28 protein-coding genes are annotated in these 25,492 nt (G+C 58.8%); all 28 read left to right on the top strand.

Features of this window, described 5'->3' with window-relative positions:
* Nucleotides 1-41 precede the first annotated feature (41 nt).
* On the top strand, nt 42-269 hold the full coding sequence (locus tag EI969_RS17495) for a YdaS family helix-turn-helix protein (RefSeq protein WP_160388883.1): 228 nt from the start codon (nt 42-44) through the stop codon (nt 267-269).
* A gap of 139 nt (nt 270-408) precedes the next feature.
* Nucleotides 409-897: a phage regulatory CII family protein gene (locus EI969_RS17500; RefSeq protein WP_160388884.1), complete on the top strand. Its 489-nt coding sequence runs from the start codon at nt 409-411 to the stop codon at nt 895-897.
* Entirely contained in the window at nt 890-1,093 is a 204-nt protein-coding gene (locus tag EI969_RS17505) for a TraR/DksA C4-type zinc finger protein (protein WP_160388885.1), read from the top strand. Before EI969_RS17500 ends, EI969_RS17505 begins: the two co-directional genes overlap by 8 nt.
* The gene (locus tag EI969_RS17510) at nt 1,090-3,786 is read left to right on the top strand and encodes a DUF5906 domain-containing protein (protein WP_160388886.1); all 2,697 of its coding nucleotides are present in this window, start codon (nt 1,090-1,092) and stop codon (nt 3,784-3,786) included. The genes EI969_RS17505 and EI969_RS17510 overlap by 4 nt, the downstream gene beginning before the upstream one ends.
* Nucleotides 3,787-4,123: 337 nt before the next feature.
* The gene (locus tag EI969_RS17515; protein WP_160388887.1) at nt 4,124-4,609 is read left to right on the top strand and encodes a hypothetical protein; all 486 of its coding nucleotides are present in this window, start codon (nt 4,124-4,126) and stop codon (nt 4,607-4,609) included.
* A gap of 148 nt (nt 4,610-4,757) precedes the next feature.
* On the top strand, nt 4,758-6,011 hold the full coding sequence (locus EI969_RS17520) for an AAA family ATPase (RefSeq protein ID WP_160388888.1): 1,254 nt from the start codon (nt 4,758-4,760) through the stop codon (nt 6,009-6,011).
* Entirely contained in the window at nt 6,004-6,747 is a 744-nt protein-coding gene (locus EI969_RS17525; RefSeq protein ID WP_160388889.1) for an HNH endonuclease, read from the top strand. Before EI969_RS17520 ends, EI969_RS17525 begins: the two co-directional genes overlap by 8 nt.
* A gap of 374 nt (nt 6,748-7,121) precedes the next feature.
* Complete coding sequence (locus EI969_RS17530; RefSeq protein WP_160388890.1) at nt 7,122-7,469, top strand: phage holin family protein; 348 nt, start codon at nt 7,122-7,124, stop codon at nt 7,467-7,469.
* An 11-nt stretch (nt 7,470-7,480) separates the two neighbouring features.
* Complete coding sequence (locus EI969_RS17535) at nt 7,481-8,197, top strand: hypothetical protein (RefSeq protein WP_160388891.1); 717 nt, start codon at nt 7,481-7,483, stop codon at nt 8,195-8,197.
* 215 nt (nt 8,198-8,412) lie between these two features.
* Complete coding sequence (locus tag EI969_RS17540) at nt 8,413-8,871, top strand: hypothetical protein (protein ID WP_160388892.1); 459 nt, start codon at nt 8,413-8,415, stop codon at nt 8,869-8,871.
* Nucleotides 8,834-10,915 carry a phage terminase large subunit family protein gene (locus tag EI969_RS17545; protein ID WP_218575227.1) on the top strand — a complete coding sequence of 694 codons (2,082 nt, stop codon included), beginning with the start codon at nt 8,834-8,836 and terminating at the stop codon, nt 10,913-10,915. The genes EI969_RS17540 and EI969_RS17545 overlap by 38 nt, the downstream gene beginning before the upstream one ends.
* A 3-nt stretch (nt 10,916-10,918) precedes the next feature.
* Nucleotides 10,919-11,140 carry a DUF6148 family protein gene (locus tag EI969_RS17550; RefSeq protein WP_085715656.1) on the top strand — a complete coding sequence of 74 codons (222 nt, stop codon included), beginning with the start codon at nt 10,919-10,921 and terminating at the stop codon, nt 11,138-11,140.
* On the top strand, nt 11,137-12,747 hold the full coding sequence (locus EI969_RS17555; protein ID WP_160388893.1) for a phage portal protein: 1,611 nt from the start codon (nt 11,137-11,139) through the stop codon (nt 12,745-12,747). Before EI969_RS17550 ends, EI969_RS17555 begins: the two co-directional genes overlap by 4 nt.
* 2 nt (nt 12,748-12,749) lie before the next feature.
* Nucleotides 12,750-14,102 (top strand): S49 family peptidase, encoded by a 1,353-nt coding sequence (locus tag EI969_RS17560; RefSeq protein ID WP_160388894.1) that lies wholly within the window; start codon nt 12,750-12,752, stop codon nt 14,100-14,102.
* 40 nt (nt 14,103-14,142) lie between these two features.
* Nucleotides 14,143-14,559, top strand: coding sequence for a cytoplasmic protein (locus EI969_RS17565; RefSeq protein ID WP_160388895.1), 417 nt, complete (start codon nt 14,143-14,145; stop codon nt 14,557-14,559).
* Nucleotides 14,560-14,612: 53 nt separating this feature from the next.
* Complete coding sequence (locus tag EI969_RS17570) at nt 14,613-15,557, top strand: Mu-like prophage major head subunit gpT family protein (RefSeq protein ID WP_160388896.1); 945 nt, start codon at nt 14,613-14,615, stop codon at nt 15,555-15,557.
* Between the two features lie 34 nt (nt 15,558-15,591).
* Complete coding sequence (locus tag EI969_RS17575) at nt 15,592-15,840, top strand: hypothetical protein (RefSeq protein WP_160388897.1); 249 nt, start codon at nt 15,592-15,594, stop codon at nt 15,838-15,840.
* A complete protein-coding gene (locus EI969_RS17580; protein WP_160388898.1) occupies nt 15,830-16,042 on the top strand; it encodes a hypothetical protein in 213 nt (70 codons plus the stop codon). The genes EI969_RS17575 and EI969_RS17580 overlap by 11 nt, the downstream gene beginning before the upstream one ends.
* Nucleotides 16,035-16,322 carry a hypothetical protein gene (locus EI969_RS17585; RefSeq protein ID WP_160388899.1) on the top strand — a complete coding sequence of 96 codons (288 nt, stop codon included), beginning with the start codon at nt 16,035-16,037 and terminating at the stop codon, nt 16,320-16,322. Before EI969_RS17580 ends, EI969_RS17585 begins: the two co-directional genes overlap by 8 nt.
* A 5-nt stretch (nt 16,323-16,327) precedes the next feature.
* Nucleotides 16,328-16,780 (top strand): hypothetical protein, encoded by a 453-nt coding sequence (locus tag EI969_RS17590; protein ID WP_116580557.1) that lies wholly within the window; start codon nt 16,328-16,330, stop codon nt 16,778-16,780.
* A 10-nt stretch (nt 16,781-16,790) separates the two neighbouring features.
* Nucleotides 16,791-17,546, top strand: a complete 756-nt coding sequence (locus tag EI969_RS17595) for a hypothetical protein (protein WP_160388900.1) — start codon at nt 16,791-16,793, stop codon at nt 17,544-17,546.
* Nucleotides 17,543-17,890 carry a hypothetical protein gene (locus tag EI969_RS17600; protein ID WP_160388901.1) on the top strand — a complete coding sequence of 116 codons (348 nt, stop codon included), beginning with the start codon at nt 17,543-17,545 and terminating at the stop codon, nt 17,888-17,890. The genes EI969_RS17595 and EI969_RS17600 overlap by 4 nt, the downstream gene beginning before the upstream one ends.
* 65 nt (nt 17,891-17,955) lie before the next feature.
* The gene (locus tag EI969_RS17605; RefSeq protein ID WP_160388902.1) at nt 17,956-18,159 is read left to right on the top strand and encodes a hypothetical protein; all 204 of its coding nucleotides are present in this window, start codon (nt 17,956-17,958) and stop codon (nt 18,157-18,159) included.
* A gap of 61 nt (nt 18,160-18,220) precedes the next feature.
* Nucleotides 18,221-20,998 (top strand): hypothetical protein, encoded by a 2,778-nt coding sequence (locus EI969_RS17610; RefSeq protein WP_160388903.1) that lies wholly within the window; start codon nt 18,221-18,223, stop codon nt 20,996-20,998.
* A gap of 9 nt (nt 20,999-21,007) precedes the next feature.
* Nucleotides 21,008-21,658, top strand: coding sequence for a DUF2460 domain-containing protein (locus EI969_RS17615; protein WP_160388904.1), 651 nt, complete (start codon nt 21,008-21,010; stop codon nt 21,656-21,658).
* The gene (locus EI969_RS17620) at nt 21,655-22,512 is read left to right on the top strand and encodes a DUF2163 domain-containing protein (protein ID WP_160388905.1); all 858 of its coding nucleotides are present in this window, start codon (nt 21,655-21,657) and stop codon (nt 22,510-22,512) included. Before EI969_RS17615 ends, EI969_RS17620 begins: the two co-directional genes overlap by 4 nt.
* The gene (locus EI969_RS17625; protein WP_160388906.1) at nt 22,509-22,979 is read left to right on the top strand and encodes an NlpC/P60 family protein; all 471 of its coding nucleotides are present in this window, start codon (nt 22,509-22,511) and stop codon (nt 22,977-22,979) included. The genes EI969_RS17620 and EI969_RS17625 overlap by 4 nt, the downstream gene beginning before the upstream one ends.
* A complete protein-coding gene (locus EI969_RS17630) occupies nt 22,951-25,488 on the top strand; it encodes a phage tail protein (RefSeq protein ID WP_160388907.1) in 2,538 nt (845 codons plus the stop codon). Before EI969_RS17625 ends, EI969_RS17630 begins: the two co-directional genes overlap by 29 nt.
* Nucleotides 25,489-25,492: the final 4 nt, after the last annotated feature.

Below are 25,492 nucleotides of genomic sequence, written 5' to 3' on the forward strand. Positions count from 1 at the left end.
CATTAGCAATTGCTAATCTCGGCATTCAGAAGGAGGTGCATATGACCTTGCACGAGTATTTGAAGAGTCTTGATAAAGCCGCGCTGGATGCATTCGCAGGCCGTTGCGGCACGTCAGTTGGCCAGTTGAAGCAGGTCGCTTACGGCAACCGTCGTGCTGGCGCTGCTTTGGCGGTCGGTATCGAGCGAGAGTCGGCGGGTTCAGTCACTTGCGAGCAACTCCGTGCAGACATTGACTGGGCTTACCTTCGCGGTTCCAAAGCTGCTTAAAAAGTGCCGGGCTGGGGCCTCTCACCAAAGAATCCCCCAGCCCAGCTACGACGATACACAGCACATGCACATCGGTCGTGGTCGTAGGATAGGGGCTGCCCTGGACTATGGCTAGACCGTAAACAGGGGATTTACGGTTATGAGTCGCACAGATCTTTTGCCGGACGCAGGTCCGGTCCTTCCTTTGCGCCAGGCGATTTATCGCGCTGGTCGTGACTACAAGGGTGGAATTACCGCCCTTGCCTTTGACATGGTATTGGATAACGACACCCTTCAGAAGAAACTCAAACTTGATGAAGAGCGCCGTTGGCTGAATCCGGATGAACTCGAGGAGTTGATCAGGCTGACTGCCGACTCGCGTTTGCTCGATGCACTGATGCGTCCTACAGGCGCCGTCTGGTACCGCCCAGTACCGGTACCGGCGACACGCGATGCACTTAAGGCCGTTGGAAAGTTGCTCGGTGAAACCGGTGAGCTGGTCGCGTCGATGCATGATGGAGCTGCCGACAACGTCTGGGAGTTGCACGAAGTTTTGGATCTGGAAAAACAGGGCATGGATGTAATTCGCGAAGTTCTAGGCATCATGGCGGGTGCTCGGCTAGCGATGGAGGATCGGGTCAATGGATGACATCGATCGCGCGAACGACCAGGCGCAATACCTGCTCGATGTAGCCCTTCATAGCAACCGTCGTGTGCCTTCGAATTGCGTCAGTGCGCAGTTCTGTGAGGATTGTGATGAAGCTATCCCGTTGCTTCGACAGCAGATAATTGAGGGGTGTGAAACCTGCGTCCATTGCCAGGGGTTGCGGGAGGCTCGGCGATGACTGAACTGGCCAAAGGAATAGCCACCGCCACATGGGCAAAACGTTACATCAACACTTTCGATCTCGTCCTGGTATCAATCGAGCCAGGTGAAAAAGCCCCAAAGGGCTTGGGGTGGAACAAACCGGGTGGCTACATCACCGATGCCGATAGCGCTGAAGCTTTCTGGCAACGAAACCCTAATCACAACCTCGGCGTCGTACTTGGGCCGAGCCGGGTCTGTTCGCTGGACGTCGACGACGTTCAGTGGACGCGGCATGTGATGTATGAGCTGCTGGGTGTCGATCTGGATGCCATGGCTTTGGTGTACCCGACCATTGTGGGGAACCCTGCGCGTTTCCGGGTGCTGTTTAAGCTGCCGGAAGGCATTGAGCTGACCCGGCATTCTCTCTCGTGGCCGAATGAAAAAGACCCTGACGGTTCGATCCACAAAGGCTTGATGGATAAAGCCAAGGCTGCGAAAGAGCAGGGCGATGGCGTCGGGGAGGTTGCGGCGCGCACGGAGGCCGAAGAGTACAAACGCTTCACGGTGTTCGAACTGCGTGCTGGCCTGGTACAGGACGTGTTCCCGCCTTCGATTCATCCGGGTACCGGCAAGCCTTACACCTGGAGAACCCCGCCCAGCGCTGCGGACGGATTGCCAACGCTGACCGATGAGTTGCTTTCTGTCTGGCAAAACTGGGACTTCTTTAAGCGTGATGCCGAAGCAGTATGCCCTTGGGCGATCAAGCCGACCACGCCACCGGCGAAAGTTGCCAAGCGTCCAGCAGCTACGGTGGGTCAACGCCCGTCGGTAATTGATGAGTTCAACCGCTGCCACGACATCGAGGAGCTGCTGCGTAGCCACGGATACATCAAACGAGGCAGCAAGTGGCTTTACCCGCAGAGCAGCACCGGGCTGCCCGGCGTGACCATAAGTGAGGGCAAAGCCTATTCGCACCACGGTGCCGATCCGCTTGCTAACGGGCATCAGAATGACGCCTTCGAGGTGTTCTGTTTGCTCGAGCACGGCGGGGACCAGTCGAAGGCGGTGAAGGACGCTGCTCACATGATGGGTATGCAGCATTCCTCGCGCCCTGATCCGCGTGACCTTCCCCCGACCCCATCTGGTGACAAGTGCGAGCCGCGCCCCGGCGCCGACGACGTCAGCGAGGCCGCTACGGCTCCTGACGGGGGCGCGGGGGAGTCGCTGACGCTTGACCAGTTATTGCGTCGTTTTGCGCTGGTCGAGGGCACAACGCAAGTATGGGACTGCGATCAGTCGCGGGTGATGAAGAAGGCCGCATTTGAAGCACGGGTGGGCAAACCGCTCGCCAAGGCGTGGCTGGATGACACGGGCAAACGGTTGATTGCGGATGATCACGTCCGCGACATCGAGCAAGCGCGGCGCATGGCGGGCAAGAAGGGTGGTGCGTTCGGCATGCCGCCGACTGACCGATACGTGTACATCGATGGCACCAAGGATGTCTGGGATCGTGAGAAAAAGCGTCGTATCGCCGAGGGCGCGGTGAAGATGGCGCTGGGTGACACGTATCCACTCTGGCTGAACAGCAGTGAACGGCGCACCGTGGATGTCGAACATATCGTGTTTGATCCGACCATGAGCAAGGATCCAGCGGTGTACATCAACACCTTTGATGGCCTGCCGCTCGAACCGGTCAGGGATGACGAAGCCTGCGCCAACCTGCGCTGGCTTATTTCGTTTTTGTGCAACCACGATGAAGCTGCGGCTCAATGGCTGACCCGCTGGTTGGCGTACCCGTTGCAGCACTTGGGCGCCAAGATGGACACCGCCGTGCTGATGCACTCGATCATGGAGGGCTCTGGCAAAAGCCTGCTGTTCGCGGATGCACTGGGCATGTTGTACGGCCAGTACGCGGCCACGGTCGGTCAGACGCAACTGGAGAGCAACTTCAACGCCTGGCAAAGCCGCAAATTGTGGTCGGTGTTTGAAGAGGTGGTAAGTCGCGATCAACGATACAACCAGGTGGGCAAGATCAAGCACTTGATCACTGGCAAGACGGTACGTATGGAATCGAAGTTCATCAATGGGTGGGAGGAGGCCAACCATATGAACGCGGTATTCCTGAGCAACGAGATCTTGCCATGGCCGATCAGCGACAGTGACCGGCGGATGCTGGTGATGTGGCCCATGGAAACCTTGCCGGTCGAGCGGCAAAAGGCGATCGGGAGGGAGCTGGAACAGGGTGGTGTTGCGGCGCTGTACGGTTGGTTGTTGTCAGTCGATCTGGGCGACTTCAACCAGCGAACGCGACCGCCATCTACGGATGCCCGGGAGCGCCTGGTGGCCTTGAGTCGAGCCGGTTGGCAGACATTCTTGCATCTGTGGCAGACGAGTGAGCTTGGCAATGGTTTATGGGGGCCATGCTTGTCGACGGATTTGTATGCGCTGTTCTTGGAGTGGTGCCAACGAAACAAAGAACATACGATGAGCCAGACGAAATTCTCCCTGTTTATCAGTTCGGCGGTGGAGAAGACCAGGTCCATCCCGTGGACTGAAGGTAGCAATCGTCGTTTCGGGGCTTTCTTCGTTCCCGATCATCCTGACGCTTCCCTGCTCCCATCATTGAAGGCGGCCGAGCTGGGGAGCACGGTGTCGTTCTGGCGTGCTAAGGCAAAGCTTGCGGGTTGGAATGTGGACGGCTGGGATCACCTCAAGGGGATCGCAGCATGAATTCCTCAAGCATTGTGTTGGGTGTGTTGGGTGTGTGTCGGGTTACTTTCGGCAACTCAACACAGGTTCGAGCCAGCGAATTCAAGGGTTATAGAGATGTGTGTTTGGTGTGTTGGGTTTACGCCCGCGCGTGCGCGCGCGCATGCATTTTTTACTCTCTCGGTTGCCCTTGCGGCAATAGAAAAAAACTCCATGCGAGGACAGAAAAACCCAACCAACCCAACACACTCAACACAAAACATCTCAAGGTATTGATTTATAAATTTTTTATTTGTGTCGGGTTTGTGTTGGGTTCGGTGTTTTCTGTGTTGGGTTCGGTTTTTCGGGGGAAAGGACGATGATCGGGGAAGTTGAAGAATTGATGCAGCATTGGGGGGCTCAGCACGGCCAGGTTGGCGACGGTGGTGGTTTGGGCAGTCCGATGGCGACGATCATGCAGTATGGCGGTTGCGCTCCCCGTGGTACTCCAGGTTCTCGAGATCTGATGATGTCGGCTGGTGGTATGGACCATGCCAGCTCCGAGGTCGCCGCTGCTGTGGCACAGCTCGAACGGCAATCGAAGAAGGGTGCCCAGCTGGCTTTGTTAGCTCGCAATCGCTACCTGGCCCAACCTCCCATGACTGTTCGTGAGCAGCTTCGGTTGTTGCAACTCGCCGAGGATGCTGACCGGACCTACAGAAACTGGGTGCATCGTTTGCACCAGCAGGTGTTGTTGATACTGACCCTGCGCAGCGCAACAACACGTGGACTTGACCGCCGCAGTGGTACGGTGGAAACCAATTACACACGTGCATCAATGAGCAAGCGTATAAGCGCGTTCTGACCGGGACTTCGTATGCTGGAGGCAATCACGAGAGAGTGATCAGCCTCTCGCACTGGACAGCTGTCCTTCAGACTATTAGCTTGCAAGCTGCGTACGTTTTTTCTATGTGGTCTGATCTTTAGTCGTCATTAATAATGGAGTGGTAACTTTGCAAAATTCATATATTGAAAGCCTTCACGTAATGAATGTGAGGCAGTTTGGTGAGTTGAATGTGAAGTTCAATGACGGATTTAATTTTATATCTGGTCCGAATGGGTGTGGGAAAACATCTATTCTTGCGTGTATTTCCCATTGCTTTAGCCCAAATAATTTTGAATACTCTCGTTTCAAGGGGGATGCTGAATTTTGGACCGATTTTACCTCCGGGCATGAAAAGTTTAGAGTTGGATTTTCTGTCGGTGCTTTTCAAGGAGAAGTATATAGATCCTCGGCATTGAGAGGTTGGAATCCGCCACCTTCAGGCGATGGTAGGAAATCACTGGAGGTTCATAATTATAGAGAACGGTCCTCGAATTTTTGCCCGCTGTTCTTGGGTGCGAACCGGAGTATAAAATACAAACAGATATCCGGCATGCAGCGCGAGCCGGAAATGGCCCAGAAATTAGATGCGTATTCTAAAAGCAGTACTAGGTCTCTTCATGGTGAGCATCAGCAAGATATTAAGCAGTGGTTTGTTAATCGCTACTTCATGATCGAAAAAGAGTGGGCGACTGAAGAGCGGACAAACTGGGAGCATATGGTGAGCAGTTTGCCAAAACTTGGTCCCTTCGATAGTAAGTTCTCATACGTAAAAATCGGGAAAGATATGGAGCCGATTTTCTCGATTTATGGAGAGGAATGTTATTTGGAGGAACTGTCCTCAGGTTTTCAGGCTGTACTTTCTATCATAGCCAGTATTTTTGAGTGGGTAGAAGGTAGTAGGCCAGATGGCGAGCGCCAGGTTGCTATAGCTTCGGGGACAGTACTAATAGATGAATTAGATCTTCATCTTCATCCTGAATGGCAGTTTACTTTGAGAGATGGGTTGAAAAGTATATTTCCTAACATGCAATTCATTGTAACCACGCACTCTCCTCACTTGTTAGCGTCTGCGCAGCAGGGAGAGGTTATTGTGATGCCAAAAATATCAGGTAGAGAGAGCTATAATCTAGAAGCCTCCTCAAAAGCTTTTTCTGGTTGGAATACGGATCAAATATTATCTGAGGTGATGGGGGTTGAAAGTCTTGAGAATAAGCTATATGAACGGTTAATATCAAAGGCGTTTGATCTTGTAGAGGTTGGTGCGATACAAGAATTAGAAGTTGTTGTGGATGAACTTATGAGCGTCTCCCATCCCAGTGATGCAATAGTTACTGTGTTGCAAGCAAAATTAGCAGCATTGGTGGCGATGAATAATGATTAAACTAGTGCGGAGAGGTAAGCCGGGGATACTTGAAACTAATCAAGGTGTCTGGCAGCAAGCATTGGATCTTGCTATAAAGAAGTATGGTGGGTATGGAAGTATCCCTCAAAAAGAGAGGGAAAGCTTGGTGTCTCATTATCGCCATGAAAAAATAAAAGAAGGATTGGTTGAAAGTTCCGGTGAGAAGTGCGCGTTTTGTGAAAGCAAGCCTGGCGAGAGTGGTAATATTGAAGTTGAGCACTTTCTGCCAAAGTCTATATATCCGAGCTTAACTTTTGAGTGGGGTAATTTTTTACCTTCCTGCAGAAAATGTAATGGAAGTAAGTCTGATCACGATACCGGAGCAGATCCTATAGTAAATCCTTATGATATTGATCCGGATTCTGTTTTCTATTATCGGGATATTCAAATAAAGGCAATTGGCGATAATGTGTTGGGCGAAACCACCATAAGAGTGTGTGGGCTTAACTCTGTTCGGTTGATGAGGCCTAGAGCAGAGATACTTGTTGCTTTGCATGATTTCTCTGAATCGATTCGTGAGGCGATTGAAGACTACAGAAGTTGCACGACTGAGTTGCAGCGAACTAATCGGGCGAGAAAAATTTATGAATCGATTGAGCGGATAGAACTAATTTCAAGCCGGGATGAACGCTATTCAGGGTTTTGCAAGAGCTATCTTCAAGCTTGTGAGCCTTATTGTGAGGCGAAAAAATTGATTGCCGAAAGGAATGGATAGCAAATCGAACTGGAAAAATCAATGTATATCTATTCACAGCATGGGTGGCATCAGACTTCTTGGCGCACCATTACAGTTCTATGGAGATGTTGAGCCAGAGTGGCAAGCATAGTTGGTTACCGCTCGTCGGAGTGTCTTGCGTCAAACCTGCGTCAAAGTGCGCGAAATCAGCATCGAGTTACACAACCGAAAATGCCCCCTTTTCGGTTTTTCCGGAGAGGGGTAAAAAGTCCCCACGATATGGAATTTGCGCCTTGGCGCTGACCTCGCACGTGTCGTGCAGCTTCACCCGGCATTCCCTGAGCCGGTCACCTAACCCCGCTTCGGCGGGGTTTTCTATTTTCGGCGTATGGCGTTAAAACTTGGGACAGAAGATGACAAATGAGCAGCAGGCGCTGGCAGACATGCCGATCTGGTTGGTGATCGTCCTGGCCTTGGTTGGAGGCGTGTCGGGTGAAATGTGGCGGGCCGATAAAGACGGGGCGCGCGGTTGGGTGTTGTTGCGCCGATTGGCCCTTCGATCTGGCGCCTGCATCGTCTGCGGCGTCTCTGCAATGATGTTGATGATCGGTGCGGGGATGTCGGTTTGGACGGCTGGCGCGATCGGATGCCTCACTGCGATGGCCGGCGCCGATGTGGCGATTGGGTTGTATGAACGGTGGGTGGCAAAGCGTCTTGGTGTCACCGAGTCGTCCGGCACTGGCGGCGAACCAGGGCAATGATGCGGCTTGAGATGCGCGACAACATCGACAGGATCGCGAAAAGCATGCGAGGGCTCTGCCGCAACAAGGTGCCAACGGCTGCAGCCAAGGCGTTGACCTTTACCGCCGAACGGGTGCAAATCGCGGAGAAAGCCGAGATTGTCCGCGTGTTTGATCGTCCCACCCGCTGGACCTTGAACTCGATCTATAAACGAAGTGCCGCAGCCACCCGGTTGTTCGCCCGCGTGTGGGTCAAGGATGAGGCCAGCTCCGGCGTTGCCGCCTCGAAGTACCTGCCTGTGCATATGGACGGCGGCAATCGTCCGCACAAGCGGTTCGAAAAGGCTTTGATTCATTACGGTCTCATGCCCGCCGACATGTACGCGGTGCCAGGTCGTCGGGCTCGAATGGATGGCAACGGCAACATCAGCCGTGGTCAGATCGTGCAGATACTGTCAGCGCTTGGCGCTGCCGAGCGCGTATCAGGCTTCATGGCCAACCGCACGGCGCGTAGCAAGCGGCGCAATCGCAATGCCCCTGAGTACTTTGTTGGTCGCCCTGGCAGCGGCACCGGCCCGCTTGGCATCTGGCAGCGCGTCGGCAGCGGGGCTCGGCCCATCCTGATCTTCGTTAAGCGTCCGACCTACCGGCGCCGCTTTGACTTCTACGGTGTGGCCAATCGCGTGGCGGCTGCCGAGTTCGAACCGCTGTTTCGACGGGCATTGGCCCGCGAGATGGGCCGGGGGTGACGGCGGGCCTCGGTTTCGCCCGCTGTTGGGGTGGTTTGGGCATGGGGCAGGGCCATGTTGCCCTGATCAATGGGTCCTTCCGGACGATCACGAGAATGGGGTAATTCGAACCCCGACTTTTTTGCAGATTCAACCTGACATAGGGGGTTCCGCTTCCCTGTCAGCAACAGGACCAGACCATGCCAACCCAACGTGAAATCGCCGAACACCTGGACATGAGTGAGCGCAATGCCCGCGACGTGCTCAAGGGGTTGAGCCTGGACGGGCAGACGGCGCCCCTCGACGAGATCCGCACGGCTTACATCCGCGACCTGCGGGGAAAAGCTGCGGGGCGCGGAGGCAGCCAGCTTGAACAGCTCAACAGAGCGCGGATCGATGACTTGCAGCAGAAGGCGGCAAACGGCCGGCTGGCGTATCACGAAAAGCTGCGCTCATTGATCTCCGCCGGTGAGGCTGAGCGGGTGCTGTCCGACTGGGCCAGCTTCGCAAACCGGGAATACCTGGGCGGCCTTGAACGAATCCTTCAGGAAATCGAAAACGTGCAGAAACTCACGATTGATCGAACAGTGGTGGCCAAAGTTGCTGGACCTACAACCGAGCGAATTGCAGGCTACGCGCGAAAACTTGGCGCGGAGCTTGTTGGCAGCAGCGGGGAAGTTCAACCCGCCGCGTGACATTCCGACCGCGCATTACCTGAGCACCGAGTTTTACCTGCCCTCAGAGAGCGGCGTGTTGCACGGGCTCTACGACTTCCAGTACACGCCTTACTTTCTCGGCGTTGCCGCTGCCCTGGATGATCCGCGGGTCAGCGAAGTGGACCTGATGAAAGCGGCGCAGATCGGCTGGACCTGGTTCCTGATCGGCTACCTGTTCAAGTTCATTCACAACCTGCCGCGTCCGATCATGATCCTGTTTGCCAAGGAGAAGGACGGCAAGAACTTCCACGACGAAAAGCTCAAGTTCGGTGTCACGGCGAACACGGAAGTGGCGAAGCTGATGCCGGTTGACGTCAGCCGCACCTCCGGCAACCGCTGGGACCATAAGACCTTTCCGGGCGGGTTTCTCAAGCTGGTGGCGTCCAACTCGCCCGGCAACGTTAAATCCACTTCCTCTGTCGGCCTGTCGGTGGTCGAGGAACCAGACGACACCAGCGACGACGTAAAGGGGCAGGGTGATGCGATCGCTCTGCTCGAAGAGCGTGGCAAGCGTTATCCCGGCTCGAAAATGTTGGTGGGCGGTACACCCGCGATCAAGGGCGCGAGCAAGACCGAGGCGCGACTGGCCCAGACCGATTGCCGGGTGTTGCCGATTATCTGCCACACCTGCGGCCAGGCTCATGTGCTGGACTTCGCGCACATCAAGTGGCTGGACATCGAAGAGGAAGCGCAGCCCCATGAAATCTACGGGCGTGCGGATCCGGCAACAGCCGGCTACGCCTGCCCGCACTGCGGCGAGATCTGGGACGACTACCAGCGCAAGGAGAACATCCGCAACACGGTGTTTAACGCCATTGATGCCGGTGATCCGAACTGCGGCTGGGTGCCGACAAAACCCTTTGCCGGGCGTGCCGGGTTCATTGAGCTGAACGAGCTCTACGCCTGCCTGCCGGGTACCAGCTTGGCCGATATCGTGCGCGAGAAACTCAACGCCGAGCACCAGGCGTCGATGGGCAACCTGTCGCTGCTGATCAAGTTCGTCAACCAGAAACAGGGCCGGGCTTACGAGTACAAATCCGACCTGCCCGAGGCGGACAAGCTGGCAGAGCGGGCGGAAGACTACCCCGAACTGTTCGTGCCCATGGGGGGGCTGGTGGTCACTGCCGGCGTGGACGTCCAGCATGACCGCCTCGCGGTAGTCATGCGGGCTTGGGGCCGGGGTGAGGAATCCTGGCTGCTCTACTGGGGCGAGATCTACGGCGAGGTGGTGTTGCCCGATCAGGGCGTGTGGCTGGACCTGGAGAAACTGCTGTTTGCTCCCATCACCCACGCCGGCGGTGCCAAGTTGAAGGTGCTCGCGGTGTCACTCGACACCTCGGACGGTACCGTCACCCAGGACGCGGCCTATGCGTTTTGCCGTAAGCATCAACAACGCGGCGTTATGGCGATCAAGGGCGCCAGCGAGCGAGGCAACAGCCGGGATGATGAACGAAAAGAAATCTTCAGCGCGCCGCGGCAGGGGGTGGACACCGACAAAGAGCAGAAGGCGTCGAAGTACGGCCTGCGCCCATACATCGTCGGCACCTCGCGAGCCAAGGATCTCTGGATTGAGGGGCGTTTGCCGTTGGCTGGAGACGGACCGGGCCGGATGCACTTCTACAAGACGGTGCGGCCTGACTACTGGCGGCAGATCACGGCGGAAGTGAAAGCTCCCAGCCGCCGGCATCACTATCGCAAGGTGTGGCAGAAAAAGGCCGGTGAGCCGAACGAGGCCACCGACTGTGAAACCTACGCCCTGCATGCGGCCCGGTCGCTGAAAACTCACCTGCTGCAAGAGCACGACTGGGCGGCGCTTGATGCCCAGATTCGGCAGGGGGCGCTTTTCTTCGATGCACCTCCGGCGAGTGAGCCGGCTCACGATCCAGATCCTGGGCCTGCTGCAGCTGCTGAGCCACCGGCGCCGGCCGCACCTGTTGAACCACCTGAACTCCCGCCAACTGGCGGGAGAGTTATTTCTGGGCGCCGCAGTGCAATGCGTGTGCTCTCCCAACGCAGGAACTAACCCATGGCCATCACACTGGAACAGGCGCAGAGCCAGCTTCAAGCGTGGCTCGACGCAAGCATCAAGGTCAGTCAGAAACAGAGCTATCGCATCGGCACCCGGCAGCTGGAATATGCCGATGCCGCTGAAATCACGCGGATGATCGACTACTGGCAAGGCCAGGTTGATCGACTGGCCAGCGGACGGCCTCGGGGTATAACGCTGCGTGGGATCACGCCGTTATGAGCCGCGCACCGAAAGCCCCTGAACCGACGCTGCTGGACAAGGCCATCAGTTGGATCAGTCCAGAGCGCGGTGCCAAGCGGATGCATGCACGGATGACGATGACCGCCTTGGGCGGTTACACCGGAGCCTCCAAAGCCAAGCGCTCGTTGAGTGCCTGGAATCCTACGGCGGGCAGTGCCGCGGCGGACCTGTTGCCGGACTTGCCCACGCTGCGCGAGCGCTGTCGCGATTTGGAGCGCAACAACCCCATCGGCGGTGGCGCGATCAACACGGTGACGACGAAAACGGTCGGTACTGGCCTGGCCCTCAAGTCGGTGGTCAATCGCCAGATCCTGGGGTGGGATGAAGAGCAGGCCCGCAACTGGCAGCGTAATACTGAATCGCTGTTCAAGTCTTGGGCCGAAACCAACTGCTGCGACATTACCCGAGAGCAGAACTTTTACGGCCTGCAGGAACTGGCCTGGCGCTCGGTGCTGAGCAGCGGGGATGTGTTCCCACTGCTGACGCACAAGGTCCAACCCGGCCATCACTACTCAGCGTGCATTCAGCTGATCGAGGGCGATCGGGTCTGCAACCCGGACGGCAAGGCCGACACGGAGACACTCACCGCCGGTATCGAACGTGATGCGGACGGGGCGCCGGTCAAGGCGCACATCCTGCGCAGTCATCCAGGTGCGCTGGGTGTGAAAGAGCGGAAATGGGATGAGCGTCCGTTCTTCAACGAGCGGGGCGGCCGGGTACTGCTGCACCTGTACCGGCGCCGTCGTGTGGGTCAGCCCCGCGGGGTGCCTTACCTGGCGCCGGTGATCGAGAAGCTCAAACAGCTCGACCGCTACACCGACGCCGAGCTGGAAGCGGCGGTGGTGTCGGCGTTCTTCGCGGTGTTCATCAAGCCAGGCAATGGTGGCCAGCTCAGCCCTTTGGCCTCAGCTGCGACGGGCAATACGCCGGTGGGCGGTGATGCTCCGGCAGGGCGCGCTTCTGGCGGCTGGGACGGTTCGCTCAGCGGTGGCATCGTGGCCGAGCTGGACGACGGCGCCTCCATCGATACCGCCTCACCGGGGAGGCCGAACATGGCCTTTGATCCTTTCGTGCTGGCCATGCTGCGCCAGATCGGTATGGCCTTGGAGCTGCCGTATGAGGTGCTGATCAAGCACTTCACTGCCAGCTATACGGCGGCCCGGGCTGCCGTGATGGAGGCCTGGCAGTTTGTGCGCGGGTGCCGAGATTTTTTGGGGCACAACTTCTGCCAGCCGGTGTACGAGCATTGGTTGGAAGAAGCCGTTGCGCAGGGCGATGTCGAAGCACCGGGCTTTTTTGACCATCCGTTATTGCGATATGCCTATTGCGGGTCGCTGTGGGTCGGGGATGGCCCGGGCACGGTGGACCCGCTGAAAGACGTCAACGCCGCGGAGAAACGCATTGATATCGGCATAAGCACGCTGGCGAAGGAATCGATGCTCTATGACGGCAGCGACTGGGAAGAAAACCACGAACAGCGGGCGCTGGAGGTAAAGCGCCGCCTTGACGATGGTCTTTCTGCCACGCCTACAGCACGCCCGGAAAATGAGCCTGCCGTAAACCCCGACCTTCCTGAACGGACATAACTATGAGCGACAACCCAACCGATGCACCTCCGGTGCACCGGGTGACGGCGTTCGACCTGGTGTCACGCGAGCCCTGGGCCATCACCCCGGACATGCTGCAGACCATCACCGCCATCGCCCGCCGCGAAAATGAAGGGCCAGAAGCCTTGGAGGCTCGGCAAGGCAAGCCCTTGCAGAACACTCGAACGGTGACACAGCGCGGCAACGTGGCGTTGTTGCCTGTCACCGGCCCGGTGTTCCGCTACGCCAACCTCTTTACGGCGCTGTCCGGTGCGACCTCGCTGGACGTGCTGGCCAAGGAGTTCACCACGGCCGTGGACGACCCGCGAACCGACACCATCATCCTGGTGATGGACACGCCCGGCGGCATTGCCAGCGGCATCGCGGAGTTCGGCCAAATGATCCGCGCCTCGCCCAAGCGGGTGGTGGCCTACGTATCCGGCAACGCAGCCAGCGCCGGTTACTGGATGGCCGCGGCGGCCCATGAAATCGTCATGAGCCGCACCGGCGCGGTCGGTTCCATTGGCACTGTGTTGACGGTGCAGAAAAATGGCGATGACGGCAGTTTCGAGATCGTCAGCAGCCAGAGCCCCAAAAAACGCCCGGACTTCGGCACCGAGTCCGGCCGTGCGCAGGCCCAGGCCCATGTCGATCGATTGACCGACATCTTTGTCGAGGACGTCGCCAATTATCGCGGCCTCAGTGTTGAAACCGTGCTGGCCGACTTCGGCCAGGGCGACATGCGGATTGGTTCTGATGCCGTTGAACTGGGCATGGCTGACCGTGAATCCACCCTTGAAAACCTTATCGCCGAATTCAACGGCAGCACTTCTGGAGATCGATCCATGTCCACGCAAAACAGCAGCACCGCACCAACCACAACGACTGAAAAGCCAGCCATCACCCGCGAGTACCTGGCTGCGAACCATGCCGAGTTGCTGGCCAGCCTGGAACATGACGCACACGCAGCCGGTGCCCGTGCTGAGTGTGACCGCATCAAGGCTGTCGAGGCGGCTGGATTGCCGGGCCATGAAGAACTGATTGCCAGCCTCAAGTTTGATGGCAAAACCAGCGGTGCCGAAGCTGCCACGCAGGTGATCGGTGCCGAGAAATCGAAGCGCGCAAACGCACTGGCCGATATCCGCGGCAGTGCTGCCGAGCCCGTACCGGGTGTCGCTACACCGCCAGCGGCTCCAGCGGCTACCAAGGAAGATCCGGACGCTCCGCTGGAAGAACGTGCCAAAGCAACCTGGGACAGCGACAAGGAATTGCGCGCTGAATTCGGAACCTTCGAGGCCTACCACGGTTATCGCCGGGCTTCCGAAAAAGGCCTGGTCAAGGTTCTGAAAAAGTAAGTACCTGGTAATCCTCTAACCCCTGGCCCTGGAGAATCCTATGCCACTTACCCTCGACACCCCACGCGCTTACGAGACGGCGGATATCAACGAATTGCCCGTTGCCGGCGCCGCTCAGATCTTCGAAGGCTCGGCGATCGGCATTGTTGCCGCCAGCGGCCTGGCTCGACCGCTCGCCGCCGGTGATCTGTTTGCCGGCTTTGCTGATCGTGGCGCTGACAACCGCATCGGCGGCGCCGGTGCGATCCGCGTCCGCGCGCGTGAGCACGGCAAGGTTCAGTTGGCTGTCGCTGCATTGGCGATCACGGACATCGGCAAGGCTGTCTACGCCAGTGACAGCGGTACCTTTGTGCTGACTGCCGCCGGCAATAGCCGCGTCGGCCATGTGCACCGCTTCGTCAGTGGCGGCGTTGGCATCGTCAAGTTCGCTGCACAGGCCATTCCGGTCGCTCCGTAACACCCCGCGCAACTCCATTTTTTCCAATTCATCCTTCCTCGGGAGAATCACCCATGGGTGCTGAAGTACTGTCCAGTCGTGCCGTGATCGGTACGTTTTACGAGCTGCTCGAACAAAATGTTGGCAATACCTGGATCGATGCAGTCTCCAACCTGTTCGACTCTGACCAGGCCAAAGAAACCTATCCCTGGATCGGCATGGTGCCAACCCTGCGCGAATGGATCGGCGGGCGTCATGCCAAGGGTTTCAACAGTGCTGAGCTCGAAATCGAGAACCTGCACTTTGAAGCGACGATCGAAGTCCTGGTCAAGGAGCTGCGCCGCGACAAAACCGGTCAGCTGCGCATTCGCCTGGGCGAGCTGGCCGACCGTACCAACGCGCACTGGGCTCGCTTGTTGTCGGTGCTGCTACTCAATGGCGAGAGCCAGGTCTGCTACGACGGGCAGTACTACTTCGACACCGACCACCAGGAAGGCCAAAGCGGTGTCCAGTCCAACAAGATCACCACGACCATTGCCAGCTTGCCGGCCAAGGTGCACGGCACACCGACTGCCCCAAGCGTCGAAGAATTCCAGCAGGCCGTAGCCAAGTCGGTCACCCAGTTGACCAGCCTGAAAGACGATCAGGGCGAGCCGATCAACGAACTGGCTCGCGAGTTTTTGGTGATGGTGCCATTCAACCTGCTGAGCGTTGCCCAGGCAGCATTGAGCGTGCCCCGTGGTACCAGCATCAGCGAAATCGTTATGCCAGATAACGTCGTGGTTCGTGTGGTGGGCAACGTCCGCCTCAACACCTGGACCGACAAGTTCGTCACCCTGCGTACTGACGGTCGCCTGAAAGCGTTCATTCGTCAGCAGGAAACCGATGTGGTGATGAAGGCCAAGGCTGAAGGCTCGGAGTACGAGTTCGACAACGATGCCCACCAATACGGTGTCGACACCTGGCGCAACGTGGGCTTCGGTCGCTGGCAGTACGCCGTCCTGAACCAACTGGTGTAAGCCCGCGGGCCTACACGTCATCGAGGACATTGATATGCCGAAGTATCACGTTGATCAACCCATCACGCTGTACAGCGGTGAGTTGATCTTGACCGCTGCCCAGGCTGCTGCACGTGCGCACAGCCTGGAGGCGATCGCGGGCAAGAAGGGGCGCTACATCATTCTGGATGCCGTTCAGTTCAAAGCGGGGGAGGAGATCGTTATCCCTGGCGAACCGGACAAGGCGCTGGCGCAGCGCGTGAGTAAGGTCGAGAAAGCAGCCGGGGGCAGTGATGGGGAATAAGTCCTACATAGTCGTGTCCGGGACCTTTCGCGGCCCGGGCGACAAGGTCACCGCACTCGGTGGCCAGATCGAATTGCCGGACGACGTTGCCGAACGCTTTCGCCACCAGCTGGTGGCGGTGAAGACGGGAGCCGTCGCCCAGCCAGCTCAGGAAAGCGCCCCTCGCAAAAACGCCCAAGCCAAGGAAGGCGGCAGTGCTTAACGAGGATCTCGCGGGCTTCCTGGAAGATTTCGACGTGGGAGGGGAGATCGATGGTCAACCCTTTCTGGCGGCCCGAGATATGCCCGACGAGATCGTTGGAATGGGTGGGTTGAACAGTCAATCCACCGGCTACGAGATCCTGATTATCACTGCCGAGGCCGAACGCCTTGGCATCGACAATCCGAAGTTGATCACCGTCGGTGGCGCCACCTTCAGGGTGCGCGATCGCCGCATGATCGATGACGGCGCGTTCAGTCTGGCCTCTCTCACCAAGGTTTAAATCCCATGCCCTCGATTCAAGAACGCATCGTCGAAAAGGCGAAGGCGCTGATTTTGGCTGCCGGTACGCTGGCTGAAGATCGTGTGTTTCGCAGCCGTACTGAAGCGCTGACACGGGGCATGACCCCGGCCATCGTGCTGCGGCCTGACTTGGAAACCACCGAGCGCGAAAGCCACTCGGTGGACCGCAACCAGTTCGAACTGTCAGTTGAAATTCTGGCACGGGAGAACACCACCACCGGTGAGGCCTGGGACCAGGTTGCCGATCTGGTCAAGGTCGCGGTTCATGCCGTCATGCTGGCCGAGGATGCGTTTGTTGAGGCGGACCGGGTTCAACGCTTCTACATCGACTGGATCGAGGAAGACGGGGACAACACAGCCGGCAACTGCATGGTGCGTTACCGCTTTACCTACCTGTGCAATACCGGCGACCTGACGTCCGGACCTACCTTTTACTGAGGAACACATTATGCAAATCGCATTCGGCAGCGGGTTGTTTTATGCCACCCCGCTGATGGACGCCTATGGCAACTCGCTGGCCTCACCGACGCCCATTCTGCTCGGCATCATGCAGGAAGCCTCGGTAGATCTGTCCTACGACTCCAAGGAATTGTTCGGTAGCGAGCAGTTCGCGGTCGACGCCGCGCGCGGTCAGGGCAAATTGTCCGGCAAGGCCAAAGCGGCGCAGATCAGCCTTTCGCAGTGGAATGCCCTGGTGTTCGGCCAGAACCTGCAGCCCGGTCAGGTGCTGGTGCATCACGCGACCACGCCGACCCCTGTGCCTGCGGGCGGCAAGATCACCGTTACGCCGCCTGTTGGTGGTCTGTTGGCAGGTGATCTTGGCGTTCGTGGCGGCGGCGCGGTGCCTTTCGAGCGGGTGCTGAGCGCTCCTGCAGTCGGGCAGTACACCTATAACGCTTCGGCGGGCGAGTACAGCTTCGCGGCGGCCGATGTCGATGTACCGGTGTTTATCGACTACCGCTACTCGGTTTCGACGGGTAAGAGCCTGTCGGTTCGCAACTTGCCCATGGGCGATATGCCAGTGTTTCAGGGTGAGCTGTACCTGAAGTACAAGGGCAAATCGATCTATGTGCGGGTGCCGAATTTCGTCAGCAACAAGCTGGGTCTCGGCACCAAGCAGGACGACTACACCATCCCTGACTTTGAGTTCACCGGCTACGCCGATGAGTTTGGTGAGGTCGCGTACTGGAGTGCCAGCGAATGACGGTCGTGAATATACCGGGTGTCGAATTCGCGTTTCCCGGGAAGGTGTTGGTGATTCCACCGCTGGCTCTGGGTGATCTGGAACAGTTGCTGGACCGCATCAACTCGGTGATGGCGGGCAACATGGACAAGGATGGCGTCGCGACCGTGATCGATGCGACGCATGCGGCATTGCGTCGTAACTATCCCGATATCGAACGCGGCGAGGTTGCCGCGCTGTTGGACCTGCGAAACATGCGGGATGCCCTCAATGCGGTGATGAACGCCTCGGGTATGGAAGTCCGGGATGCGACGCCGGGGGAAGTGGTGGCCCCTTCGACTGGGGCCAGCTCTACGCACACCTGATCGCCAGTACCGGCCAGAGTCCGGTCACGCTACGGCGTGACTGGGACATGGTCATGGTGGGCCACATGACGGACTACTGGCATCACCACCCGCCGGTGCATGTGCTTGTCGCCGGGTATCTCGGATACAAACCAACGCAGTCGGACGGGGCAGCACCTGACCTGGCGGCCAACATGGCGGCACTGGCAGCCGATATGCGCGACGAACTGCCGCCGCATTTGCGGGGCGCACTGGATGCCTTTGTCGTGCCAGCCGAGCCGCTCCAGTAACACCATCAACGGAACTCCGCTTCGGCGGAGTTTTTCATTTCTTGCACAGTGAGTGTCCGGCATGGATAGAAATATCGCGTACCAGTTCACTGCCGGCACTCAGGGTTTTGACCGCGCAGTTGAAAGCATCGAGCGCAACATGCGTGACGCTCGAACCACGCTCAGCCGTGAGTTGCGGGCCATCAACACGGACATGGTAGGCAGCCAGGCCCAGATCGGAAAGTTTGGCCCGGCGGTGAACGATGCTTTTTCTGGTGTCGCCACTGTTATGCGCTCCGGGCTGGGCGGTGTAGCTGCGGGCATTTTGGGCGTGTTTGGGGTCGGCGCTTTCAAGCTGGGTCAGTTGGTCAGTGACAGCAAGGACGCGGCGATCCAGCAGCAGGCGGCCTATCGCGGTTTGGAAGCGGTGGCCAACCATGCCGGCGTCGGTATCGGCCGGGCCATGGATGAGGCCAACAAGCTGGCTGCCGATGGTTTGATTAGCGTCGGTGACGCGGCCAAGGCGCTGCAGAACCTGCTGAGCCGCGGGTACAGCGTCGACCAGGCGGTCTCGGTGATCAACCGTTTGAAAGACGCTGCGGCGTTCAACCGCCAAGCCAGCCTCAGCATGTCCGAAGCGGTGGTGACCGCGACCGAGGGTTTGAAGAACGAAAACTCGGTGCTGGTCGACAACGCCGGGGTAACGAAAAACGTTGCGAAAATGTGGGACGAGTACGCCAAGAGCATTGGCACCACGCGTGACAAGCTGAACGATTCGCAGAAGATCCAGGCCGAATACAACGGAATCATGAAAGAGACCGAGGCTCAGGTCGGTAATGCGAAGAAGGCGGCCGATGGGCTGACGGGTAGCCAGGCTGAGCTCGACTCGAGGAGCAATGAACTCAAGGTCACCATTGGCACAATCCTCGAGCCCGTTTTTATCAGCTTGAACAAGCGTCTGGCGGAAACCGCCGGTTGGTTCAATGGCATTCTCAAAGGCATGACGGGGGTGGGGCTGACCGTCGAGGAAGTGTCGGCGAATGTCGCTCGCTATGAGGCGATGCTGGCAAACGTTGACAACAAAGGGTCACGGGGTGGAGGAGGTAAGGCCCAGCTCGAGGGCACGCTACAAGAAGAGCGCCTGTTGCTGGAAAGCATGCAGCTCACCTCTACGAAGATCGACCAGGTAGACGCCGGCATGCGCTCGCGCCTGGCGCGAATCGAGGCGCAGCGAGCCAAGGTCGCGGAAATGGCAGCGGGCGGCGATACCGCGTTGACCAAGGCTCCCCAGCAAGGGCGCGTCGCTCCAACCGCCTATGGCATTGAGATCGCCCGCCTGACCAAGCTTGAACAGGCCTACGCCGCTGCCGTCGAGCATCGCAAAAGCCTGATTCAAACCACCACGCCGCCGCCGGCGAAAACGGATACTCCGACCGCGCCGACTGGGGCGACAAAGTCCCGGGTCAGCCAGTGGTCAGAAGCACTGGATGCGCAGAAGGTCGCACACGCGCAGCTGCAGTCGGAGCAGGGGACCTTTCTAAAGTTCTCGCAACAGCAGGAAATGGACTACTGGCAGGGCATCCTGAAACGGACTGACCTCAGCGCCTCCGAACGGCTCACCGTGCAACGCAACTACCTGGGCGCCTTGAACGGGCTTCGCCGTCAGGACGAAGGCAAAGCGTTTGCCGATCTGCAGGCCCAGGCCCAGCAGTACCGCCACAACATGGACGCCCGGCTGCAAATTGCTCAGCAGGCGTTGGATCGTAGCCGGTTGCTCTATGGCCAAGACTCTCAGGAGTACCAGCGGGCGGCCTCTGAGGTAGTTGCGATCGAGCGGGAGAAACAGCAACAGATCACCAACATGAAGCAGCAACAGTTCGGCGCCGACCAGCAGGCCCGGCTGGCAGACGTTTCCCATGCGGAGCAGATGGCGCAACTGGATCTGCAGGCCAACCTGATCACCCAAGGGCAACTGCTGCAGGCCCAGGCGGAGTTTGAAAAACAGCGGTATGCAATTGAGGCCCAGGCGCTGGTCCAGCGCAAGGCGTTGCTGGAGCAGGACCCCGACCGCAACCCGGTCGCCCTGCAGCAGGTCCAGCAGCAGATTCAAGCCTTGGAGCAGACCCACCGCAACAGCCTGGCGGTCATTGGCCGGCAGCAAGCCATGGAGTCCCAGAGTAACTGGAGCGGCATGCTCGGCAGCATCCAGTCGAGCTGGAGCAGCGGACTCAGCGGCATCCTCAACGGCACGATGACTACTCAGGGTCTGCTGAATGGAGTGTTCAGCAGCATCGGTGGTGCGTTCATCGAGAACATGGTTACGAAGCCCTTGATGGCCTGGATCTTCGGTGAGACGGCGAAAACCGGTGTGACGGTGGCCGGCGTTGGCATGCGCACCGCGGCGGAGGCGGGCGGGGCGGCGATGTCCGTGGCGATCTGGGGCGCCGCAACGATCAAGAACATCATGGCAAGCGCCTGGCAGGCCATGGCCGGTGCCTTCGCGGCGATGTCTGCGATTCCAATCATCGGTCCCGCCTTGGGGGTGGCGGCGGCTGTGGCGGCCGGTGCGTTTGTGTTCGGGATGGTCAAGAACGTGGCGTCTGCCGAAGGCGGCTACGACATCCCGGCGGGCACCAATCCGATGACCCAACTCCACGAACAGGAAATGGTGCTGCCCAAGCAGTACGCCAACGTTATCCGCCAGGCGGCGAATGGTGAAGGCCAGTTGGGGGGAGGTGGAGGCGGGTATCACTACCACGACAACAGCGGCCGTCTGACGCCCTCGGACATTCGTCGTAACGCTCGAGTCTTTGCCGAGGAAATGCAGAAGCTCAAACGCAACGGTGCCATCAAGGCATAAGGGGTAATCATGCTGTTAGGGCCTTTTTTTCCGGCACGCTGGATTGCGGGTTTTCCGGATCGCGGTGTGATGGCGGATGACGTGTTGCCGCATATGCCCGGGCAAACCTTGCTCGCGAAGAAGGCGCCGGAGTGGAGCACTGGAGTGCAGAAGTCGGTGAGCGGCCGGCGCCGATCGACGGCGTATTACTCGGCACCGCTGTGGACGTTCCAGATGAACTACAACGCGATTCGCAAGCGGCCAGGTCTGGACGAGTGGTCGCGGATCTTGAACTTCTTCAACGAGCGAAAAGGGCAGTTTGGCGAGTTCCTGTTCTTTGATCGCACCGATCACCTGGTGAACAAGCATCGGTTCGGTACCGGCGACGGCATTACCCGAACCTTTCAACTGTCCCGGGCCATTGGCAATTGGGTCGAGCCGATTTATGGCGTCGTCAACATCGAGCGGTTGAGCGTTGCCGGCGTGCCGGCGACGGGCTTCACCGTCGATGAATTGGGGCAAATCACCTTTGCCCATGCACCGGCCAACGGCGCGCCGCTGGAATGGACGGGGGCGTTCTTTTTCCGTTGTGCCTACGACTCAGACGCACTGGATAGCGCGCAGCCATTCGGAAAGATCTGGGAAATGAAAAACATCTCCTTCACGAGCATCAAACCATGATCGCAGCCAGTCCTGAGTTGCAGCAGTTTTTGGCCACGGCGCGCAGCTTCGTGATGGCTGACTTGTACACCATCACCCTGGCTAGCGGGCAGGTCCTGCGCTACACCGACGCCGGCATCCAGATTTATGCCAGCGGTGTGAACTACTCGGCATCCGGCCCGCTGATCAAGCGCACTGGCGTGCGGATCGTTCGAGGCATTGAGGTCGACACCTTGAGCGTGACCTTTTATGCCGGCGTGGATGACACGCTCTTGGGCGAGCCAGTATTGGCATTCATTGCCGGCGGTGGCTTCGACGGTGCTTCCCTGACACTCGCCCGGGCGTTTATGCCGGATTGGGGCGGTTCTGTGGTCGGTACCGTGATGCGTTTCATCGGTCGAGTGGCCGGGGTCGAAGCGGACCGCGAGCAGGCCACAGTCGAGGTCAAGTCGCCGCTGGAGTTGCTGGACACCAAGGTGCCCAAAGGCGTCTACCAGCCCGGCTGCCTGCGCACCGTGTACAGCGCGGATTGTGGGGTGAACCGTTCGCTGTTCGAGACGGCCGGCCAAGTGCTGGCAGACACCACAGCACTGCGCATCCATACCAATCTTTCCGCGGGGAATGGATGGTTTGATCAGGGCGTTATCCGTTTCGTGAACGGTGGCAATGCCGGCGTTGCGCGCACGGTGCGACGCCAGGCGGGAGACGGCGTGGTCAGTTTGATCCTGGGTCTGCCAGCGGTACCGGCACCCGGGGATCAGTTCCTGATTTATCCAGGTTGTCCACGGACGCTGGATGCCTGCACCAACAAATTCGGCAACCGTGGCCGCTATCGCGGCATGCCCTTCATCCCCGTCGCGGAGACATCCATATGACCGAGCAGGAGCAGCTGCAGCGCGACGCGGTGCTGGCCGAGGCCCGGTACTGGCTCGGAACACCCTACCAGCACCGACAGCACCTCCACGGTGTGGGAGTTGATTGCGCCTGGTTGCTGATCGAGGTGTTTCATTCGGCTGGCCTGATGCCGCGTATCGACCCGGGCGCCTACGCGCAAGACTGGCACCTGCACCGAAGTCAGGAGCTGTACCTGGGCTGGCTGGACGAGTACGGCCATGAGGTCGAAAGCCCCCAGCGCGGGGACGTCGCGATCTGGAAATTCGGGCGCACCTACAGCCACGCCGCCGTGGTCATCGACGATCACCGGATCATCCATGCCTATCGCGATATCGGCGTTGAAGTGGCCGACATGCGCGAAGAGCGTTTTGTTTGCCGGCCCGTGCGCTATTACACACTTGATAATTACGGAGGCAGCGATGGGGGGCAGCAGCACAACGATCTCTAACAGCGCCACACGCATCAACGCCATGCAGATCCAGAGCAGTGCGGCTGGCAAGCCGATCGCCTGGATGGCCGGGCGCAATCGCATCAGTCCCAACCTGATCTATTACACCGACTTCGAGGCGGTGGCCAAAACCACGAAGACCAAGACCGGCGGCAAGGGCGGCGGCGGTGCGACCCAGAAGGACACGACTTACACCTACTATGCCGCGCTCATTCTGGCGATCGGCCGGGGCTCGCTCAGCGCAGTCCGGCGGATCTTCCGTGACAAGGAAGTGTTCGAGGAAAAGGTGTTAGGGGGTGTGGTGCAGTCATCCCTGGCCCAGATCGGCTTTAGCGTCATGACCGGCTCGCCCGATCAACCGGTATGGGGCTACCTTGCAACCAAGCACCCGGCCGAGGCGATCGCGTACTCGAGCACGGCTTATGTTTATTCGCCGCGTTACTTGCTCAACGATAACGCTGGGGTGCAGAACCATACCTTCGAAGTTGATGGTCCCTACCAGGTGCCGGGATTGCCTGACGCGAACCCCGGGCTTTTCTTGCCGGCGTTGTTGATGGACCCGCTGGATGGTGTCGGGTTTGACCCGCAGTGGATCGATGACTTGAGCAACTATCGGGATTACTGCCTGGCAGAAAACCTGCTGCTCAGCCCGGTCCTCGATGAGCAGGCCGCGGCCAGCGAAGCCATCGCCCGTTGGTTGCAGTTGACCAACAGCGAGCTGGTCTGGTCGGCGGGGAAGATGAAGATCATCCCTTTCGGTGATCAGGTCGTCTCCGGCAACGGTGTCACCTGGTACCCGAACATCACCCCTGTTGCCGATCTGACCGATGACGACTTTCTCGCAGAGGAGGGGACGCCACCGATACAAATCAAGATCAAGAGCCAGGCCGACAGTTACAACGAAGTGTCGCTGGAGATCCTGGATCGTGATCATGAATACAACACCGACGTGGTGCGCGGTGTTGACCAGGCGGCCATAGAGCAGTTCGGCTCCCGGCCGATGGATACCATCAAGGCCTACGAGATCTGCAGCACGGCGATCGCCTCGCACGCTGCCCAGCTGCTGGTCCAACGCATGCTGTATGTCCGTAACGAATACCAGTTTTCCCTGGGCTGGCAGCATGTGCTGCTAGAACCGATGGATCTGGTCACCGTCACTGACCCCGGGCTGAACATTGATCGCCGGCTGGTCCGGCTGATGTCGACCGAGGAAGACGAGGACGGCAAGCTCTCGGTCGTGGCCGAAGATGCCCTGCTGGGTATCGGCAGTGCGCCGAGCTATCCGGTACAAAGCAAGGCCGGGTATCAGGGCAACCAAAACGCCGATCCAGGCCCGGTGCTGGTCCCGATCATCTTTAATCCGCCCGATAGCTTGTTGCTGCCCGGTGAGACACAGGTCTGGGGTGCGGTGGCCGGTACCAACGAAAACTGGGGGGGCTGTGAGGTCTGGATCAGTGCTGACGGCGACAGCTATCGGATGGTGGAAAGCATTTACGGGCGTTCCCGAATTGGTCAGCTCACCGCGCCTCTTGCCGCCGGGGTGGATCCTGACGTCACCAACACTCTAAAGGTGCAGTTGTCAGCCGCTGGCCAGCTCACGGCCGCAACGACCACCGAGGCCGACAGCGGAGCGACCTTGTGCTGGGTCAACGGCGAGTTGATCAGCTATCGAGATGCAACGCTCACCGGTGCCGGAGCATACAACCTGCAATACCTGCGACGCGGGCGTCTTAGGTCCTCCGTGATCAGTCATCCGGTGGGCGCCTCTTTTGTTCGCCTTGATGATGCGATCTGGAAGCACAGCTACACCGTGGATCAGATCGGAAAAACAGTGTGGGTGAAGTTCCGCTCATTCAACGTGTTCGGGAGAGCCTTGCAGGATCTAGCCGACGTGACGGCCTACAGCATCACCCTTAACCCGGCACGAGTGGTTCCCACGGCGGCGCAAGGTTTGTTGTTGGTCGGGGCGTTCGAGGCACCGTATTTCGCGGTTAGCTGGACCGCCGGAAGCAACGCGGCGGATCGCATCATCCGGATCCGCAACGCTTCGAACAACGCCTTGCTGCGTGAAGTCATCACCACCGGCACGACGTTCACCTATCAACGCGCTGACGCGCTGGTGGACGGTGCTTTGGTTCGTAGCTATCGCGTGGAAGTCATCGAGCGGAACTCGGCGGGCAATGCGGCGGTGACGGCTTTGGTGGTGGTCAATACGGCGCCGCCGGCAGTCAGTGGCGTTGCCGCAACGGTGACTGGCACCACGGCGAACGTGAGCTGCAGCACCAGCTCAGCCCCGGACGCGGCGGGCTACATGTACGTCTATTCAACCGTGGCTGGCTTCGATCCGACGATCTCGGGGACCGTCGGGTATCAGGGCGCTTCGGTCGCGGGCCAGATCACGGGCCTGGCGCCGGGCACGACCTACTACTTGCGCGCTGCAGCTTATGACACCTGGAGCAGCGTTCGCTCGCAACTCAATTTCGCCCCGGCGATAACCTTTACGACCTGACAGA

The sequence above is a fragment of the Pseudomonas sp. PB101 genome (assembly GCF_009764265.1).
GTDB lineage: Bacteria > Pseudomonadota > Gammaproteobacteria > Pseudomonadales > Pseudomonadaceae > Aquipseudomonas.